Raw genomic sequence first — 13,636 nt, 5'->3', positions numbered from 1 at the left:
CTTTATACCTCAGTACGGCAGCGTTGCAGGATATCCAACTGCGGTTGATATTCGCGCGTTTGCACGTTCAGCATGCCAATCATGGTGTGGAACAGGTTATCTTGTGAGACATCCTCTTTCTCAGCCAGAGTGCTCAGGCACTGACGGTCAACCTTGAAGTTACGCTCATAGTCAGCAGACATCCACATCAGGAAGGGGACATGGGTCTGCTGGCTTGGAGCGAAGACATAAGGCGTACCGTGCAGATACATGCCATTTTCACCCAGCGACTCACCGTGGTCAGAGAGATACACCAGCGCCGTGTTGAATTTGTCGCTGTGCTGTTGCAAAAGCTTGATGGTGTCGTCCAACATGGCGTCGGTATACAACAGGGAATTGTCATAGGTGTTTACCAACTGCTCATGTGTACAATCCTGAATCTGATTACTGCTGCAGATGGGCGAGAATTTCTGGAACTCGGGTGTGCTGCGGCGGTAGTAAGCGGGGCCGTGACTGCCCATTTGATGCAATACAATCACGCCGTCGTCTTTCAGGCCGTTGATATAGTCGTTCAGTTTGTACAACAACACATTATCCATGCAGACGTCACCGTCACAATCCTGCGGCAGTTTCATCTTGGTCATATCGACATGTGGCACGCGATCGCAGGCCCCTTTGCACCCCCCATCGTTTTCACGCCACAGGAGATTAACACCAGCATGCGCCAGTACATCAAGCATGCCTTCCTGATGCGTCGCCAGCGTTGCGTCGTAATCTCTGCGTGGCATGTTGGAGAACATGCAGGGCACGGAAATTGCGGTTTCAGTCCCACAAGAGCTGGCGTTTTTGAAGTACACCACGTTGTCCTGCTTAAGGCGTGGGTTGGTTTCACGTTCATAACCGCCGAGTGAGAAGTTTTCAGCTCGCGCAGTTTCCCCCACGACCAGAATCACCAGCGTTTTCTTTTGCTGTCCAGCGATCAACGGCCCTTTACGCGCATCTTCACCGATTTTCACCAGCGGGAGATTACGTGTGAAATAACGTTGCTGAGTAAATTTGATGGTGCCGGAAACGAAGTTCGACGGCGTCAGCATTTTCACCACGCTTTTGTTATTACGGATTAACGAAGCGTAATCCTTATAAAACAGTGCGGCGATAATCAGGATCACCACCACGGAAAGCATCACATTGGCAGCGCGTAGCCCAACCATGTACCACCATGGGCGCGTTTGACGGATATGGGTAAAACAAACCAGGATCGCAGGAAGAATGCCCAGCAACGCCAGCCATAACCCCATGCGCGGCGTTAATAGCGCTGTGGCTTCTTGCGGATTGGTCTCGAAGGCGTTCTGCATCATATTGCCGTCGATCACCACGCCATAACTGTACATAAAGTAGTTTGCGACGGCACTGCCGAGCAGGAAAAAGATGATCAGCGGTTTACGCAGGAACGGTACCGTCAACACGCTGAAGATAATATTCAGCGCGCAGAAAATCACGACCGGCATGGTAGCGGCAAAAATCACGCTGTGGACGTTATCGAAAGTGATATACGACCAGGCTTTATGAAGGAATAACGCGTTTTGGAACAGAGTGAAGAACAAGGCGCAGGTGAGGATAAAACCCAAGCTGTTGCACTGTAAGCGTTGACGTAACCACATTGCCAAATCTAAATCCTGATATTGAGTAATGCGCTGAAATTTACAGGATGAAACTTAAGAAAACCTTAGAGATTCAGAATGGTGGCGGGGTTGTTTACTTTTGGTTTAGGTTGGAAAATGCCAGACCCTGAGGCCTGGCGATACGCTTAATAAGCGGCGGTAAACTGGGCTTTGATAAACTGTGGTTTTTCGATCTCATCGACAATGGCTACCGACAGATCTTCAACCGAGATACCGGCGGGTGCCTGGCCGTTCATCAACAATTTGGTGGTGCCAAGGCGGAACTGACCGGTGCGTTTGCCGGGTTCCAGCAGTGCCGCGGGGGACAAATAGGTCCAGTCGAGTGAGGATTCATTACGCAGTTTGTTACGTAAGTCTCGCACGGCCAGCGCCCCGGGGCGGATATTCTCCGGAAACTCTGGGGTATCCACCAGCTCAAGGCCAGGTGCAATTTCCAGGCTGCCGGCTCCACCAACGACCAGCAGACGTTTGACACCGGATTTTTTCACGGCGTCCAGGATCTGCTGCGCACCTTTGGTGGTTTTGTCGTACAGGTTGTCTTCAGCCCAACCTGGGTTATAGGCGCTGATCACGGCATCTTGACCGGCTAACTGTTTTGCCAGCCATTCCGTGTCGGCCACGTCGCCCAAGGCAACGGTCAGGTTGGCATTGTTCGGTAAGTCTTTTTGCTGGCGGGCAATGGCGGTAACGTGCAATCCACGGGCAAGTGCTTCATCTACCACGCGACGGCCTACAAAACCTGTTGCTCCAATAATGGCGACTTTCATCAGTTTGCTCCTGTCAGGAATAGGTTCAGTGCGAAGTGTCAGGCCAAGTTGACCTGAGCGGTTGTATCTACTGTAGTACTTAACAATAGTCCTGATTAGTGCCATATTCATGCTTTCTTGATTAAGTAAAACTTCATAATCATGGATAAATTGAATCGAATGGCGGTATTTGCCACCGTGGTGGCGGAGGGGTCGCTGGCTGGCGCAGCACGGCGACTGGGCATGACGCCGTCGGCGGTCAGCCAACATATGCGTTCACTGGAAAAAGTGCTTGGCGTACCCTTGTTGCACCGTTCGACGCGGCGCTTGGCGCTCACCGAGGCGGGAGCAGCCTTTTATCCTGGCTGTGAGGCCATGCTGTTTCAGGCGCAGCAGGCCGAACAACGGTTGGCAGAGCTGCGCGATACGCTGGTGGGGGAACTGCGCATTGCCACAACCATCGGTATCGGCGGGCGTCCGCTGGCAGAAGCAATGGCTCCGCTGTTACAGGCGCACCCCAAACTGACGTTGCGGGTGCTGGCGGATGATCGCATCATCGATATGATCGAACAACGGATCGATATTGCACTGCGGGTCAATCGTCAACTGGCGGATGCCAACATGATCGCGCATCCGCTGGCCGAATGGCCTATGGTGCTGTGTGCTGCACCGCGTTATCTCAGTCAGCACGGGGTACCGGAAGCACCGCAGGATTTGGTGAAGCACCGTTGGATCTCCGGTGCTTTCAGCGGCGCGCACGTGGATTTACACCACCAAGGGGGCCAGCAGCTTAAATTGCGCCTGGCGGAAGGGCAGATTGTCAGTGACAGTATGAACGTGATGCGCGCCTTTACTCGCAGCGGCCTGGGGATTTCTATTCAACCGCTGTATGAAATTGAGGATGAGCTGCAACGCGGTGAACTGATACAGTTGATGCCAGAGTGGCGACCCGCACCGTTACGGTTGCATGCGATGACGCTAGAGCGGGCGATGCCGGAGAAAACTCGTCAGGCGCTGCGTTATCTGCGTGATTATTTTCACCGTCATGCCGAAAAGTCACTTGCCAGCAGCGGCGATGGCGTCTTCAATTAGCTAAAGAACGCAGGAGGACGTGTGCCGCAGCAGCTTGAGTTTTTTGACATCCCCAGCCCGTGTCGCGGCATTTGTCAGGCCGACGACCGCGGTTTTTGTCGTGGTTGCTTGCGTAGCCGCGAGGAACGCTTTGGCTGGATGCAAATGAGCGATGCGCAAAAGCGTGACGTGTTGCGCCTGTGTCGCCAGCGCTTCCTGCGCCTGCAACGTGCCAATAAACAGCCTGATGATCCGCAACCCGAGCAACCCTCATTGTTCTGACGCATTCCTGATCTGCCGCACGTAAGTGTGGCTTTCCGCTTCCCACTGCGTTATCTGCTTGTGTATGCTGGCTTTAAACACTGTCATGAGGTTTCAATAATGGTAAACCGTATTCAACTCGCACCGCAGGGGCCTGAGTTTTCTCGCATGATTTGCGGATATTGGCGTTTGATGGAGTGGGGCATGTCACCGCAGCAGTTGCTGGCATTCATTGAGCAACATATCGAACTGGGAGTGACGACTGCCGATCACGCTGACATCTATGGTGGTTATGCCTGTGAACAAGCCTTTGGCGACGCGATGCGCCTTAAGCCTTCGTTGCGTCAGTCTATGGAGCTGGTGTCCAAATGCGGTATTGCAACCACGGCTAAACCGGGCAATCCCATTGGACACTACATTACTGAGCGTGAGCATATCGTTGGCAGCGCGGAGACATCGTTGGCGAATCTGCACACCGATTATCTTGACCTGTTATTGATCCACCGCCCAGACCCGCTGATGGATGCTGATGAAGTGGCTGAGGCCTTTGTGGCGTTGCACAAAAGCGGCAAAGTCCGCCACTTCGGTGTTTCCAACTTCACGCCAGCGCAATTTACACTGCTGCAATCACGCTTGCCATTCTCGCTGGTGACCAATCAACTTGAAATTTCGCCGATCCACCAGCCGAGTATTCTGGATGGTACGTTGGATCAGTGCCAGCAGTTGCGCATCAAACCTATGGCGTGGTCTTGCCTGGGTGGGGGGCGTCTCTTCAACGATGCCGAGTTCCAGCCACTGCGTGACGAGTTACAGGCCGTTGCGCAGGAAATTGGTGCGGAGACGATTGAACAAGTGGTTTACGCGTGGGTCATGCGCTTGCCGTCTGCGCCGTTACCGATCATCGGCTCCGGCAAGATTGAACGTGTGCGTTCGGCGTTGAAGGCGCAAGCGTTGACGCTGAATCGCCAACAGTGGTTCCGTATTCGTAAAGCGGCACTGGGTTACGACGTACCCTGATCATTGACAATAAACGGGGCAGCCTTGGCTGCCCCTTCTTTTACGCCAAAACGACCTGTCCGTCCGACAAGCTGTTCAACCCTAGCCCGACCAGCGTGACCGTATTGCCGCCAAAGTTAAACACCAGATTGTCGTTCACTTCGGACACAAAATCGCGGTAATCGCCGCCCGAACTGCTGCCCGGTGTCCCCATAAAGACCAGTTTGTCTTGTGCCTGATAGCCATAAATCTGATCTTGGCCAAAGTTACCGCTGAACAAGAAAGTGTTGCTGCCACCCTGACTGTGCATGATGTCGTTGCCGGCGCCTCCGACAAACACATCGTTGCCTTTGCCGCCGAAGAGTTGGTCATCACCGTCAAGGCCGAATAACCAAGAGCCGGCGTTTTTGGCTGTCAGGATGTCATTGGTAGCGCCCCCTTTTTCCGAGCTGGCATAGGCAGTCAGTCCTTTCTCCGAGAGTAACCCACTGTCGGTTACCTGATGCGCAACGTCTTTGGTGAAAATCAGCAGTGACGACTCTGTACTTTTCAGCGTATTAATCGAGGTTGCCTGGGTAATATCGCCGTTAGCGTTGCGCAAGTAGAGGGTATTACCGTCGTAGGCAACTTCAGTCTTTTTCAAGGCGTGTTGCAGATCCAGTGTGTTGTTGCCTTCACCACCGGAAATGATGTTAAAGCCGCCACTGTCGCGGAAAGTGTCATTACCGGCGCGGCCCTCAAGATAATCATTGCCTGCACCGCCTTTGATTAAATCATTACCGTCGCTACCCACGATAAACGTCGGACCGCTGTGTTTCTCTGCGTTGCGGTTGAGATCCTCCACCCAGGTATTACCACGGGTGACATCGGAGAGGTTTGAGACGATCACCGTCGAATCTTTATTGGTCAGCGAGTAAAACTCGGAGTTTAGCACCCGCATTAACCCATCTTGATAAAAGAACGGCAGATGAGATAGCCAGGTTGGAATATTCAGAATGGAGAAGGGCAGGATGTTCCAGGCTGCGGAGGCATAGTGATCGTTAAAGTTAACGATATTATTGGTGGCAGACTCTTGTGGCGCATCGTGTACCCCTAACGAGGAAGGCGTGAGCGTCGTGCCATCAAGCGCGCGGAATACCGGGTCATTTTCGTAACCGATGTTGATCACTTTGCCGCCCGTCTCGTATTGCGTCGGCGAGGCAAATGCCACATAGCTGGATTGCGCATAGAAACCGCCCCAGTTATTGTCGCTGAGTGCCGCCATGCTGTTCACCGCCAATCCGCCAAGACTATGGCCGCTGATGGTCACATCATCCCCGCTTAGGCCCTGCGCCTGGGCAAATTTGGCCACATCGGCCAACAGGTTGCCAAAGGCCTTCAGACTGTAGTTGTCCGCATAACCCTTTGGCCCGAACCCGGCCAGCACATCGTTGATCAAGTCACCGATGGTATCGGTGACTAATGACTCTCGCGGGCCACTGGTGCCACGAAAAGCAATGCCAATGCCGGTCAGATGACCCGCGTCGTCATATTTTCCCAGCACCTCGGCTTGGGCCGTGGTATAGCCCAGCGTCTCACCATAATAGGTACCTCGGGCATCAGTCTTCCCCTGATAACCTAATTGATCGGCGCTTATCAAGGACCAACCGGCGCTATTTACCGCTGCCAGTGCTGCCTTTTCTGAATCCGGATTCCACGGAATACCAGGCAACCCGCCTTGTGACTGTGTGCTGCCAATCAACGCAGTCACCAGCGTCAACGGCAAGCCCAACCCAAAACCGGTCGTATGGTAGCCTTCGTCAAAACCATTATCGATATTGTGATAGGCATAGGTAGAAATCGCCATGGCATCGGTAAATAACACTTTGGACTTTGCCTCATCGAGGCCTTGATAATTAAAGATTCCCATATCAGTTCCTTATGAATTTGCTGCATTGCCGGGGGTGATCTTTGAATAGCCTTTGCAGCGGTTGCAGGTAAGCAGAGTGTATCTACCGATATCTGGTCAGAGGACCGACATCGGTAGAATTATTATTAGTAAGAATTATTAATAATGCGAACTTGATGGTCGAAAATGTGCCTGTTTTGAGTGGTGGCGTCACACATTCCCCTATACTGAATACTCACAGTTATTCAAAGGAGATTGATGAATGAAACATTATTGGTATGCGGCCTTCGGCCTGATGGCCTGCGGAGTCGCTCAGGCGGCAACGGTAGATGTTGACATGAATCTGGTGACCGGACAGGGAATTGGCCAGGACATTGGCAAGGTGACAATCAGTGAAACGCCTTACGGCCTGATGTTTACACCGCAACTAAAAGCGTTGCCGCCCGGCGTGCATGGTTTTCATGTTCATGAAAATGGCAGTTGCGAGCCGGGCATGAAAGAGGGCAAGGCGGTTGCTGCGCTGGCAGCGGGCGGGCACTTTGATCCGCAAAAAACCGGCAAGCACCTTGGCCCTTATGCTGATGGCCATTTGGGCGACCTGCCGGCGCTCTATGTGACAGACGACGGTATGGCTACGTATCCGGTGTTGGCCCCCCGGCTGAAGAAAATCAGCGAAATAACCGGCAAAGCACTGATGGTCCATGCGGGGGGCGATAATAACGCCGACCATCCGAAACCGCTGGGGGGCGGAGGGGAACGTTTCGCCTGCGGCGTCATTAAATCGTAACGTCGGTCAGTGGGCTGCGGGCACCGCTATTGTCGTGTCTGGTGGTGTAATCGCCTGCTGTAGCTGTTGCAACGAGCAGTACAGCCGCCAAATGAGTCCGGCAAGATCGCGTGCCGCCTGATCCGGGTGGTGCGCCAATGCATTGCTCATTCGCAGCAACTCCTGCAACGTGGCGTCTAGCGAGCTGTGCTGCACACCTTTCTCCGTCATAATGCCCCGCAGGCAGTGAATGCAGACGTCACGTACCGCTGAGAGCGGATCGGATCGCGTTTGCCAGCCGCGTAATTGCCAGACGATATGGCTGCAGTTAAGTAACACAACACCCCAGCGCAATAACCAACTACGCGCTTCTTGATCCTGACTTTGGTTCAATTGACTGATGCGGTGATAAATCAGCGATTCAAACTGGCTTTCGCTCTGCTGCGGCTTTTTGCTTAACTGATCGATAAAGTCGCGTCGCAGTGCACGAATAATCCGCCGGCTTTTACGTTTGTCCGAACTGGGTCGTAAGATCTGGAATGCCAGGCCGGCCAGCAGCACCCCAACAATTTTACCGATACTGTCGTTAATAAAAGACTGATAATCGTAGCTTGGTGGGTTGGTGACGGAAAGGAAAGAGCCCATAAATACAATCAGTTGTCCCCATAATGCCGCGTAGGATGGATGTTGCAGTTTGAACATCTGCATCGTGACCAGCACCGGGAACAGAAACGCGCAGAACAACCAAAAATCATCAATCTGAATCATCAAGCCGAATTTCACCACGAAACAGGCAATTGACAGCAATAGCACGGCTTTTAACAACGTCTTGATGCTGTTGATGGGGGACGGTGTGGAGGAATACAGCACGCAGCTGATAGCGATCAGCGTCAGGGCTGAGCTCCCCGCGTCCCACTGAGTGTTAATCCAGTAGGCACAACCGAGGACGATGCATAAGAAGGTGCGCAGGCCGTTATAGGCGGCCTCATAACTGTCGGTATGGCGAGCCAGCGAGGTCACGCGTGGCGGTTGGATATCGCTGACGGGTGTTGCGCTCTCGAGCCGCAATAACCAACGGCTGCAGTTCAGGTATGACCAGCAAAAATGCCGCAGGCGTAGCCAAAAGGCGCGGTGGCGGTAATCTGCTGGATCCTGCGGGGCGATCTGCTGCAGGATGCGTGCAAGACGGTATTTGTCGGTGTCGGGATGACGGAGTTCGGTCAGCAATTGATCCAAAACGGCCGCCAGGTTCGCAGGGCGGTCCGGCCAGTTCAGCAGCATACGGCGCAGGCTGGAGATGACGCTGGTAATGCGTAGCTGCTGATGCAACATATAATTGAGGAGGTTATTTTGTCGACGCAGTCGGTAGTGACTCCAGAAGGCCTGAATACGCAACAGATTCATGGTCAGAATCTGGCCGATCACCCCTTCATGTGATGTGCGCATCTGCAGGGTGATTTCCGGTTGCCATAGCATTGCTGCATGTTCCAGCAGACGTAAATGCATGCGCCTTAATGAGGTCAAGAGTGCTTCACCGTCCGAGGTGCTGGGCAAGATCATCATCATCAGGCCACCGCACAGAATACCGGTGATCACTTCGCAAACGCGGGCCTGCGCGATATCGAAGATTTGCTGGGTATCCGTGACGTTGACCGTGCTGAATGCAATGATAGCGGCGGTATAGCCCGCCAGGGCAAAGGCGTAAGAGACGTTATTCTGATAATGATTTGAAATGTATGTGCACAGACCGATCCACGCCGCGATAAACAGCGTGAATAACCAAGGGTCGTTCAGGCAATGACCGGCGATGGCGACCGAAGCGGCCGCTCCCACCAGGCTACCGAAAACGCGGCCAATACTTTTACTTATTACACCGCCCACAGTGGGGAAACTGACCACCGCCGCCGAGGTTAACGCCCAATAGGGTTCGTCAAGATTCAGGACGAAGGCCACCCAAAGCGACAGGCACATTGCCAGCGAGTTGCGCAGCGCATAACGCCATTGTCCACCGGTGGCTTTCCCCCAGGGGGTACGGTTCCATTCCAAAAAGGGCAGGTTCACTCGTTAGCCTTACTGATGAATCGAGATGGTACAGGTTGTACCGGCCACTAACGGTAAATCAGTGGGGACATTCAGTAGTTTTATCCGTACCGGCACGCGTTGCGCCAAGCGAACCCAAGGCACGTTGGGTTTTACATCCATTAATAAATCGCTGCTGCTTTCAACACTCTGATCGTAAATAGCGCGGCCAATACTCTCCACTTCGCCTTGAAGTGGTATGTTGCCATTATATAAAACGATATCCGCTTTATTGCCTTCTTTTATATGTTTTAGCTTGGTTTCTTCAAAATAACCGAGCACGTAAAACGAGTGTACATCGACCAGTGCGACCAACGGCGTACCCACGCTGGCATAGTTTCCAACCCGAGTTTGTAAATTGGTGATATAGCCATCGGTAGGGGCGTAGATTTTAGTTTTACTTAAATTCCATTTAGCCTGTTCAAGATTCGCTTGGGCAGCTTTATATGCGGCTTTCATTGCCTGGGCCGCTAAATTTGACTCGTCCATGTCTTCAGCCGAAATAACATTCTTCGGCAGACCTCGGCGTCGCGCCGCCTCGTGGTCAGCCTTGGCCATGTCGGATTGTGCTTTTGCCAATGCGGCCTCAGCATTGTCGAGTGCAATCTGGTATGGCACCGGGTCGATCGTAAAAATCAGACTTCCCGCAGGTATGAACTGATTGTCATGAACCGTTATTTTCTCTAATCTTCCAGAAACTTCTGGTGTGATATTGACGAGCTCGGCACGCACCTTTCCATCACGGGTCCACGGGGATTGCATATAATAATTCCAGAGCCACCAACCGGCACAGATGGCAATGGCGCAGACGATTACCGTAGAAAAGTATTTTAATGTTTTACGCGTCATGGGTTACCAACTCGCTAAAATCCACAGGGAGCCGCTGACGGCGATGACGAAAATAGACAAGTCCATCAGCATGGGGTGCCAAATTTCACCAGAATAAATCCAGTCTCGCAACAACTGGTGTACCAGCAGCCATAAAACGAGTCCGAGCAGAAAAGCCTTAAATATGGGCGGAAAATAAAGTGAGGCGCCCAAGACCAAATCGGGCAAAGGGGACGAGGCATGGAGCCATGAAGTATTCACATTAACAATCCCGATGAGTGAATATGTTGAGTGTTTGCATAGATAATAAACAATAACCGCTCAAAATGGTGGCTATTTCCACAATATACATTATATACATTTGTGTTTTTAATGTGAGTTACTCAAAATAGTCTAAGCTCTGGGAGGGTATATTAGCATGCTAATTATAAGGAGGGGGAAGTGGAGTCAACATTAGGTTCAGATCTAGCACGATTAGTTCGTGTTTGGCGCGCGCTTATCGATCATCGGCTCAAGCCGTTGGCGCTTACGCAAACACACTGGGTTACTCTGCACAGTATCAATCGTTTGCCGCCGGAGCAGTCGCAGATCCAACTGGCCAAGGCGATCGGCATTGAGCAACCATCATTGGTTCGTACGTTGGACCAGCTGGAAGAGAAGGGGCTGATTACTCGCCACACCTGCGCCAACGACCGGCGTGCTAAGCGTATCAAACTGACTGAAGCGGCCGACCCCATTATCAGGGAAGTGGACAGCGTCATCAGCTCTACGCGTGGTGAGATTCTGAGTGGCATTAGCATTGATGAAGTGCAGCTGTTGGTTGGTTTGATTGATAAGCTGGAACAAAACATAACTGAACTGCAAAACAAACAATAAGATTTTCTTTATTTTTTACGATTAGATTTCACAGCATCGGAAATGAAACCGGAGGCCTAAAGCCTCCGGTTTTACCTGATACGCTGAGTTTACAGCGGGGATACGGTAATGGTGTCGCCGGTGCGAGCCATACGAACACGTTGACCCGGGCTGAACTTGGTGTCTCCAGCCTTCTGAACCACCACGATGTTCTCTTTCTGGTCTGTCTTGATTTCCAGCTCGTAGCCTGAAGTACGACCGGCCGCTTCACCGATGCTGTTACCTGCCACACCACCTGCCACTGCGCCTGCAGCCGTCGCCAAGCTACGACCCGTACCGCCACCCACGGTATTACCAAGGAAGCCACCCAAAACGGCCCCCCCGATTGCGCCAATGGTATTCGACGTTTCACTACCCTGGATCTTGACTGGACGCACTGAAACCAGCGTACCGTAAGTCACGGTTTGCACCTGTTTGGCCTGCGAAGCGGAATACACGTCGCCTGACATGGAATCATTAGCACACCCTGCCAGCGTAACTGCGGCGATAGCAACGACGAGAAGACGCTTGATCATATAAAACTCCTGTTGGTAGTAGTCCATAACCTGGGGAACCTTTCCAGGCCATATTCAGTGAAAAAGATAGATAAAGTATGGCGTAAACGTGCGGATATCACCATGACCTGTTACTGCACGCAGCTTAACTTTGCACTGTTCAACCAATAATAAACGGTGGTTTAGCTTTATAACAGTATAGGAAGAAATTCCGTCGCATATTGAGCTGTTGTTTAGCCGAGGTTATCACTATGGAGAATAGGCGAATAAACAGGCGCATTGCTCACAGAGGTGAAAAAAGACATCATAATTCATGGCGTTAATGTTTCAATTCTGGTTTATTTATCAAGTTAAAATTTTGCTTCCCCGTCTGGGGTAAGGGATGTTGCTATGAAGTCAGGCCGCTATATAGGTGTTATGTCTGGCACCAGTCTGGATGGCGTCGACGTGGTGCTTGCTGCGATCGACGGACGAGTGGTCGCGCAACAGGCCAGCTACAGCCATCCGATACCGATTCAACTAAAGCAAGACATCCTCGGCATGTGCCAGGGACAGCAGACCACACTTTCTGCGGTAGGCAGGCTGGATGCTCAGCTTGGCACACTCTTTGGCGAGGCGGTGATTGGCCTGCTGAAACAAACCGGTCTGACGGCTCAAGACATTACTGCCGTTGGTTGCCATGGGCAGACGGTATGGCATGAGCCCGACGGCGATGCACGTTTCTCAATGCAATTGGGTGACAATAATCGTATCGCTGCGCTAACCAATATCACCACCGTTGGCGATTTTCGTCGTCGTGACATGGCTTATGGTGGCCAGGGTGCCCCGTTAGTGCCCGCCTTCCATCAGGCACTGTTGGCGCATCCGGTCGAGCGCCGTATGGTGCTGAATATTGGTGGGATCGCCAATCTCTCGATGCTATTGCCGGGGGCGCCGGTGCGTGGTTTTGACACCGGGCCGGGCAATATGCTTATGGATGCCTGGATATGGCGTCACCGTTCCCTGGCTTACGATAAAGACGGCAGCTGGGCTATGGAAGGGCGGGTCTGCCTGCCTTTGTTGCAGCAAATGCTGTCCGATCCCTATTTTGCGCTGCCTGCGCCAAAAAGCACGGGACGCGAGTATTTCAATGCGGCCTGGCTTGAACGTCAACTGGCGGGATTGGCCGCGGTCAGTCCCGTCGATGTACAAACGACGTTGGCGGAACTGACGGCGATCACCATCTGTGAACAGGTTCAGTTAGCGGGAGGCTGCGAGCGCCTGCTGGTGTGTGGCGGCGGGGCACGTAACACGTTGCTGATGGCGCGGATGTCGGCATTGTTGCCCGGTACAGAAGTGTGCCTGACGGATGATTTCGGGATCAGTGGTGATGATATGGAAGCGTTAGCCTTTGCCTGGCTGGCGTTCCGTACGTTGTCTGGGCAGCCCGGCAACCTGCCTTCAGTAACGGGGGCAAGTTGTGAAACGCTGCTGGGTGGGATTTATCCGGTTTTGCCTTTGGGGGAGCGTTAGCTCTGTTAGGATAGAAATCGACAGGTTTTCCTAAGGAGCAATCGCATGAAAAAAGTCATTATTTCCGCCGGGGTACTGGCATTGGCTGGCTGTAGCTACGTTTTACCGCAAAGCAGCCAGACGTTGCATTACCAATGTGGCACCACGCCGTTGACGGTGTCGCTGGACGGTAAGGAGAGCACCGTCAGCATGTTGATGGACGGCGAACAGCTGAAGCTGAAACAGGTGTTGGCCATGTCCGGTGCCAAATACAGCGACGGCAAATACACCTTTTGGTCGAAGGGTCAAAACGCCTACCTTGAGCGTAATGGCAAAGTGATCATGAGCGACTGCACGCTGGCTAATTGATCCAGCGGGTGCGGCGTCAGAGCGATTGAGATCCTGACGCCGCTGGCGCAGAATAGAATCACGATTTTTCA

Annotated in this window: 14 protein-coding genes; 7 read left to right on the top strand and 7 right to left on the bottom strand. The window is 52.6% G+C overall.

The window, feature by feature from the left end:
* Positions 1 to 2 precede the first annotated feature (2 nt).
* Positions 3 to 1,640 (bottom strand): phosphoethanolamine transferase EptA, encoded by a 1,638-nt coding sequence (gene eptA, locus ACI2J2_RS06610; protein WP_209633058.1) that lies wholly within the window; start codon positions 1,638 to 1,640, stop codon positions 3 to 5.
* Between the two features lie 146 nt (positions 1,641 to 1,786).
* Positions 1,787 to 2,428 (bottom strand): NAD(P)-dependent oxidoreductase, encoded by a 642-nt coding sequence (locus tag ACI2J2_RS06605; protein ID WP_209633059.1) that lies wholly within the window; start codon positions 2,426 to 2,428, stop codon positions 1,787 to 1,789.
* 141 nt (positions 2,429 to 2,569) lie between these two features.
* Between ACI2J2_RS06605 and ACI2J2_RS06600 the strand changes: the two genes are divergently transcribed.
* From ACI2J2_RS06600 to ACI2J2_RS06590, 3 genes are all read left to right on the top strand, one after another.
* A complete protein-coding gene (locus ACI2J2_RS06600) occupies positions 2,570 to 3,499 on the top strand; it encodes a LysR substrate-binding domain-containing protein (protein ID WP_209633060.1) in 930 nt (309 codons plus the stop codon).
* 21 nt (positions 3,500 to 3,520) lie between these two features.
* Complete coding sequence (locus ACI2J2_RS06595) at positions 3,521 to 3,760, top strand: DUF1289 domain-containing protein (RefSeq protein WP_209633061.1); 240 nt, start codon at positions 3,521 to 3,523, stop codon at positions 3,758 to 3,760.
* A 99-nt stretch (positions 3,761 to 3,859) separates the two neighbouring features.
* Entirely contained in the window at positions 3,860 to 4,756 is an 897-nt protein-coding gene (locus ACI2J2_RS06590) for an aldo/keto reductase family oxidoreductase (protein WP_404759709.1), read from the top strand.
* A 40-nt stretch (positions 4,757 to 4,796) separates the two neighbouring features.
* On the opposite strand, the gene ACI2J2_RS06585 is transcribed toward ACI2J2_RS06590, so the two are convergent.
* Entirely contained in the window at positions 4,797 to 6,644 is a 1,848-nt protein-coding gene (locus ACI2J2_RS06585) for a polyurethanase (RefSeq protein WP_209633063.1), read from the bottom strand.
* 241 nt (positions 6,645 to 6,885) lie between these two features.
* Here ACI2J2_RS06585 and sodC point away from each other — a divergent pair, with 241 nt between their 5' ends.
* Positions 6,886 to 7,410 (top strand): superoxide dismutase family protein, encoded by a 525-nt coding sequence (gene sodC / locus ACI2J2_RS06580; protein ID WP_209633064.1) that lies wholly within the window; start codon positions 6,886 to 6,888, stop codon positions 7,408 to 7,410.
* A 6-nt stretch (positions 7,411 to 7,416) separates the two neighbouring features.
* On the opposite strand, the gene ACI2J2_RS06575 is transcribed toward sodC, so the two are convergent.
* The 3 genes from ACI2J2_RS06575 to ACI2J2_RS06565 are packed head-to-tail and all read right to left on the bottom strand — an operon-like array spanning position 7,417 to position 10,557.
* Positions 7,417 to 9,450: an FUSC family protein gene (locus tag ACI2J2_RS06575; RefSeq protein WP_404759708.1), complete on the bottom strand. Its 2,034-nt coding sequence runs from the start codon at positions 9,448 to 9,450 to the stop codon at positions 7,417 to 7,419.
* 9 nt (positions 9,451 to 9,459) lie between these two features.
* Positions 9,460 to 10,317, bottom strand: coding sequence for an HlyD family secretion protein (locus ACI2J2_RS06570; RefSeq protein ID WP_209633066.1), 858 nt, complete (start codon positions 10,315 to 10,317; stop codon positions 9,460 to 9,462).
* Positions 10,318 to 10,320: 3 nt separating this feature from the next.
* On the bottom strand, positions 10,321 to 10,557 hold the full coding sequence (locus ACI2J2_RS06565; RefSeq protein ID WP_073963435.1) for a DUF1656 domain-containing protein: 237 nt from the start codon (positions 10,555 to 10,557) through the stop codon (positions 10,321 to 10,323).
* Between the two features lie 180 nt (positions 10,558 to 10,737).
* Between ACI2J2_RS06565 and slyA the strand changes: the two genes are divergently transcribed.
* Positions 10,738 to 11,172 (top strand): transcriptional regulator SlyA, encoded by a 435-nt coding sequence (gene slyA / locus ACI2J2_RS06560; RefSeq protein ID WP_037418732.1) that lies wholly within the window; start codon positions 10,738 to 10,740, stop codon positions 11,170 to 11,172.
* An 89-nt stretch (positions 11,173 to 11,261) separates the two neighbouring features.
* On the opposite strand, the gene ACI2J2_RS06555 is transcribed toward slyA, so the two are convergent.
* On the bottom strand, positions 11,262 to 11,726 hold the full coding sequence (locus ACI2J2_RS06555) for a glycine zipper 2TM domain-containing protein (protein ID WP_026142354.1): 465 nt from the start codon (positions 11,724 to 11,726) through the stop codon (positions 11,262 to 11,264).
* Between the two features lie 369 nt (positions 11,727 to 12,095).
* Between ACI2J2_RS06555 and anmK the strand changes: the two genes are divergently transcribed.
* A complete protein-coding gene (gene anmK / locus ACI2J2_RS06550; protein ID WP_404759707.1) occupies positions 12,096 to 13,217 on the top strand; it encodes an anhydro-N-acetylmuramic acid kinase in 1,122 nt (373 codons plus the stop codon).
* A 45-nt stretch (positions 13,218 to 13,262) separates the two neighbouring features.
* Entirely contained in the window at positions 13,263 to 13,565 is a 303-nt protein-coding gene (locus tag ACI2J2_RS06545) for an MliC family protein (RefSeq protein WP_209633068.1), read from the top strand.
* Positions 13,566 to 13,636: the final 71 nt, after the last annotated feature.

This window comes from Serratia sp. NPDC087055 (assembly GCF_044900985.1).
Taxonomy (GTDB): Bacteria; Pseudomonadota; Gammaproteobacteria; order Enterobacterales; family Enterobacteriaceae; genus Serratia.
Note: the sequence above shows the minus strand (reverse complement) of the source record. Positions and strands in the feature narration are given on the sequence as shown.

Bases quoted from the DNA above. Each gene is read 5' to 3' on its own strand.
- eptA (WP_209633058.1), bottom strand. From the start codon at position 1,640: ATGTGGTTACGTCAACGCTTACAGTGCAACAGCTTGGGTTTTATCCTC.
- ACI2J2_RS06605 (WP_209633059.1), bottom strand. From the start codon at position 2,428: ATGAAAGTCGCCATTATTGGAGCAACAGGTTTTGTAGGCCGTCGCGTG.
- ACI2J2_RS06600 (WP_209633060.1), top strand. From the start codon at position 2,570: ATGGATAAATTGAATCGAATGGCGGTATTTGCCACCGTGGTGGCGGAG.
- ACI2J2_RS06590 (WP_404759709.1), top strand. From the start codon at position 3,860: ATGGTAAACCGTATTCAACTCGCACCGCAGGGGCCTGAGTTTTCTCGC.
- ACI2J2_RS06585 (WP_209633063.1), bottom strand. From the start codon at position 6,644: ATGGGAATCTTTAATTATCAAGGCCTCGATGAGGCAAAGTCCAAAGTG.
- sodC (WP_209633064.1), top strand. From the start codon at position 6,886: ATGAAACATTATTGGTATGCGGCCTTCGGCCTGATGGCCTGCGGAGTC.
- ACI2J2_RS06570 (WP_209633066.1), bottom strand. From the start codon at position 10,317: ATGACGCGTAAAACATTAAAATACTTTTCTACGGTAATCGTCTGCGCC.
- ACI2J2_RS06555 (WP_026142354.1), bottom strand. From the start codon at position 11,726: ATGATCAAGCGTCTTCTCGTCGTTGCTATCGCCGCAGTTACGCTGGCA.
- anmK (WP_404759707.1), top strand. From the start codon at position 12,096: ATGAAGTCAGGCCGCTATATAGGTGTTATGTCTGGCACCAGTCTGGAT.
- ACI2J2_RS06545 (WP_209633068.1), top strand. From the start codon at position 13,263: ATGAAAAAAGTCATTATTTCCGCCGGGGTACTGGCATTGGCTGGCTGT.